The organism is Mycobacterium sp. ENV421, assembly GCF_002887815.1.
GTDB lineage: Bacteria > Actinomycetota > Actinomycetes > Mycobacteriales > Mycobacteriaceae > Mycobacterium.
In genome coordinates this window covers 1-3,384 of sequence record NZ_PDHO01000095.1, presented here as the reverse complement: position 1 = coordinate 3,384, position 3,384 = coordinate 1, and the positions used below count along the sequence as shown (strand labels likewise).

Here is a 3,384-nt window from a genome sequence, read left to right as displayed (position 1 = left end):
TGTTGACCGTCTCTCGGGATGACGACCGCGGGGTACTCACTCGTCATTGAGCGTGCTGATGTGGTCGGTGCTGTCGGCGCCGGGTTGATCTTGTTCGTGTGCACCGTCAGTGTGACGAGGAACTAATGGGTGCGCGGCACCTCGCTGAAGTCTTGGCGGGCTTGCGAGGTGCCGCGCTGTAGTGCTCGGAGGCACTGATGGTGACGGTAGAGGTCGATCCTGTCCGCGTCGAGTCCCGGCTGTCTGGAGGGGCGATCGCCTGCCCGTCTTGTGCGGGCGGGGTGCTGGGCGGTTGGGGGTTTGCCCGGTCGCGCCAGGTAGAGGGACTTGATCATCCGGTGCGGCCGCGGCGGGCGCGGTGCCGTTCCTGTCTGGTCACTCATGTGCTGTTGCCGGTTACGGTGTTGTTGCGCAGAGCCCATGGCGCCGAACAGATTTGGATGGCGCTGTCGATGCGAGCCGAAGGGCTGGGGCATCGCCGGATCGCGGCTTGGCTGCAGGTGCCGCCGGCGACGGTGCGGGGCTGGCTGCGTCGGGCCGGGCAGCGCCTGGAGCCGATGCGGGCGTGGTTTCTCACGGTGGCGGTGCGCACCGGGATCGACGTGACGATCCCCGACGGGTTCGGCTGCCCCTGGCGTGACCTGGTGGCCGCGTTGCGGTGCGCGGTCGCGGCGATCGGTGCGCGGTTCGGGCCGGCGGGGTTGCTGCGCACGGTGACGCCGGCGCAGGTGATGGCCGCTGCCAGCGGGAGCCGGTTGCTGGCGCCGGGCTGGCCACCGCCTGCCCGGGGTGTGTGAGCAACACCAGTTGCCCCTGATGCACTGGTGCGGTGATCGGTGATCCTCGCCAAGGCACCTGCCCGGCACCGGTTTCGGGTGGGGCCATCAAATGGTGAGGAGCACACTGCGGTGTCGTTGGAGGAGCACAAGCGTCGGGAGCGGGCGAATGCGATCGGGTTGTTCCGCTATCAGTTGATCTGCCCCGCCCTGGAGGACGGGTTATCCACGCGGCAGCGCGGCCGCCTGGTCCGCGAGATCGCCGAACGCCGCCATATCGACCCGTTCGGCAGCCAGGTCCAGATCGCGCGGGCGACGTTGGATCGCTGGATCCGGCGCTACCGCGGCGGCGGGTTCGAAGCGCTGGTGCCCGAACCGCGCCGGCTGGCCACCCGCACCGACACTCAGGTGCTAGAGCTGGCCGCCTCGCTCAAACGGGAGAATCCCGCCCGCACCGTCGCGCAGGTTGCTCGCATTCTGCGCACCGCGACCGGATGGGCGCCCTCGGAATCGACGCTGCTGCGCCACTTCCACCGCTGTGAGCTGATGGGCCCGGCCGCAGGTCAGAGCGCCGAGGTGTTCGGCCGGTTCGAAGCCGCTGACCCCAACGAGCTGTGGGTTGGCGATGCGCTGCACGGCCCGCGGGTCGGTGACCGCAAAACTTACCTGTTCGCCTTCCTCGACGATCACAGTCGCCTGGTCGTCGGGCACCGGTTCGGGTTCGCCGAAGACACCGTGCGCCTGGCCGCTGCGCTCAAACCCGCGCTGGCCGCCCGCGGCGTGCCCACCGGGATCTATGTCGACAACGGCTCAGCATTCGTCGATGCGTGGCTGCTGCGGGCGTGCGCGAAACTCGGGATCCGGCTGATCCATTCGGCGCCGGGTCGCCCGCAGGGCCGCGGCAAGATCGAACGGTTCTTCCGCACTGTGCGCGAGCAATTCCTCGTCGAGGTCACCGACACCACCGCGGAGGACCTCACCGCGGCCGGAGTCGACCACACCGGCGCATTGTTAGAACTCAACCGGCTGTTCATGGCCTGGGCCGAGACCGAATACCACCGCCGCACCCACACCGAGACCGGCCAGTCCCCGTTGGCCCGGTGGGAGACCGGATGGGACCGGCTCGGGGCTCTACCGGCGTTACCGACTGCCGCGGATCTGACCGAGGCGTTCTTGTGGTCGGAGTTTCGGGTGGTGACCAAGACCGCGACGGTGTCGCTGCATTCCAACATCTACCGGGTCGATCCCGCCCTGGCCGGGCGCCGCGTGGAGCTGGTGTTCTCTCCGTTCGACCTGCAGGCCATCGAGGTGCGTCACCAGGACAAAAGCTACGGTCCCGCCGTAGCCCACACGATCACCCGCCACGCCCATCCCAAGGCCCGACCCGAGACTCGCGGTGAGGCGCCGCCGGCAGCGACGGGGATCGACTACCTCGCACTGACCGCCGCCAACCACCACGCCCAACTGCGCGACGACGAACGCATCGGCTACCACGCCCTCTACGGCACCCAGACCGCCACCGACGACACTGCCGGCGATGATCAGGTTCTCAGGCAGCTGTCGATCACCGACCTTGAACCCGGCGGCCGCACCGGTGCCAGCGCCGATCATGAGGGCGAGGTGTCGGCGTGAGTATCCAACGACTGCAATCTCATTGGGGATTCTCCCGGATGCCGTTCGGCCGCGATCTGGCCCCATCGATGCTGCACCGCCACCCCGGTCACAGCGAAGCGATCGCCCGGATCTCCTGGTGTGTGGACCAATGCGCCATCGGGGTCATCACCGGTGAAGTCGGTGCCGGCAAGACCGTGGCCATCCGCGCCGCGGCCACCGCGCTGGACCCGGCACGCCACGTCATCATCTACCTGGCCAACCCCACCATCGGAGTCCGCGGGATGCTCACCCACATCGTGGCCGCCCTCGGACACACCCCGGTCTTCCACACCGCCCGTCTGGCACCCCAGGCCGCTGACGCACTGGCCGCCGAGCATGCCGAACGCGGCCGCAACCCCGTGCTCGTCGTCGATGAGGCCCACCTACTCGACAACACTCAGCTCGAAGCGATCCGGCTGCTGACCAACCACGACATGGACTCCGGATCCCCGTTCGCCGTCGTACTCGTCGGCCAACCCACCCTGCGCCACCGACTGCGTCTCGGGGTCCTGGCCGCCCTCGATCAGCGCATCGCAGTGCGCTACACCCTGCCCGGGATGACACCGGCAGACACCGCCGACTACATCGGCCACCACACCAAGATCGCCGGCCGCTCTGATGTGCTGTTCGCCGACGACGCCATCACCTTGATTCACAACGCCTCCCGCGGGCATCCCCGCGCGGTCAACAACCTGGCCCTGCACGCCCTCACGGCCGCGTTCGCCGCCGGACACTCCATCGTCGGGGAGAAAGCCGCCCGCATCGCCATCAGCGAAACAGCAACCGACTGAACCCGATCCGCTTCACCACGGCGACGACCACGTCACCGCGACGAGGATCCCGTCACCGAGATCACAAACGCCCCGCTCGCCACAGTCGAGCGGGGCGTTCTGATCAGTGCATCGTCATCAACACCGATGACGTCGACATCATCATCTTCAGTGACGGCCAACAG

Annotated in this window: 3 protein-coding genes; all 3 read left to right on the top strand. The window is 68.2% G+C overall.

The features are described from left to right. The first annotated feature begins 197 nt into the window (after window positions 1-197). The 3 genes from CRM90_RS29680 (at window position 198) to CRM90_RS29670 (ending at window position 3,220) form a co-directional block, all read left to right on the top strand. The gene (locus CRM90_RS29680; protein ID WP_054586128.1) at window positions 198-797 is read left to right on the top strand and encodes a hypothetical protein; all 600 of its coding nucleotides are present in this window, start codon (window positions 198-200) and stop codon (window positions 795-797) included. Between the two features lie 111 nt (window positions 798-908). Further along, window positions 909-2,408: a DDE-type integrase/transposase/recombinase gene (locus CRM90_RS29675; protein ID WP_054586129.1), complete on the top strand. Its 1,500-nt coding sequence runs from the start codon at window positions 909-911 to the stop codon at window positions 2,406-2,408. A 38-nt stretch (window positions 2,409-2,446) separates the two neighbouring features. Then, the gene (locus CRM90_RS29670) at window positions 2,447-3,220 is read left to right on the top strand and encodes an ExeA family protein (protein ID WP_233209598.1); all 774 of its coding nucleotides are present in this window, start codon (window positions 2,447-2,449) and stop codon (window positions 3,218-3,220) included. The last annotated feature ends 164 nt before the right edge of the window (window positions 3,221-3,384 follow it).